Origin of the sequence: Parendozoicomonas sp. Alg238-R29, from assembly GCF_947331445.1 — a bacterium.
GTDB lineage: Bacteria > Pseudomonadota > Gammaproteobacteria > Pseudomonadales > Endozoicomonadaceae > Sansalvadorimonas.
On record NZ_CAMZOG010000248.1, the window covers coordinates 1 to 859 of the forward strand.

General features: G+C 36.3%; 1 protein-coding gene. It reads right to left on the reverse strand.

The window, feature by feature from the left end:
- Positions 1-749 (reverse strand): toll/interleukin-1 receptor domain-containing protein (locus QMA35_RS21890; RefSeq protein WP_281649250.1); only part of this gene is annotated, 749 nt, incomplete at its 3' end.
- Between the last annotated feature and the right edge of the window lie 110 nt (positions 750-859).

Genomic DNA, 859 nt, shown 5'->3' on the forward strand with positions numbered 1-859 from the left:
CTTATCTGGCTTAAGTCAATATAAATTATAGGCTTTTTCTGTCTGTACGTTTCAAGATACATCCAGGCACATAGTTTAGTCTTCCCAGACTGGCTATCTCCATGAATGAATTGATGTGTTGGGTATGTTAGTTTTTCTAGATTTTCAATGTGTTCCTCAATACTGTTTTTTTTGTTTGAATACCTTATGAGGTTTGGGAATACAAAAATATCTTCAAGTGTTATTTCATTGCTGTTTGTGGAGCAGAATTCAATAGTTGCTATGGATTTTTTGAAATCATTAGTTATGCAAAAGTTTTTTTTTACCCTTTCTGCAGCCTTTTTAATTCCTTCATAAACATTTAACCATGCTGAATCTTTTGGTTTCCATTGGGTGACTGGTTTTCCATCACTTGGTAATACTAGTTTCTTAGGCATTTCAACTAGATCCCTCCAAGCACAGTCTGTTGCGATAATTGGAATAAGAACCTTGTTTGGTTGTTTTTTTTGTAGTGCTAATGCTTCATCCCATTCATCAAGGCAAGCTTGAGAACTAAGCCAGTTTGGGGTTACTAGAAATATGACAATATCTGTTTTTTTTAGGTTTTCTTGGATTTCATTTTCCCAAAGACTTCCTGCTGTTATTTTCCCGTCATACCATGGATTAATTATTTTATTCCTTACAAGTAGAGTAAGGTGCTTTTCAAGTTCCTTTCTATGATCTTTGTCAGCGTGGCTATAGCTATAAAACAAATTTAGAGGGTCTTGCATTATATATCTCGTTTGTTTTTATTGTTTAGTCAGGTGTTGAGGTTGAACTGCATGTAACGCCAAGTTGTGGGGCGCCGAAGGCGTCCCAGGCAGCTTGCTGCCGAACACCA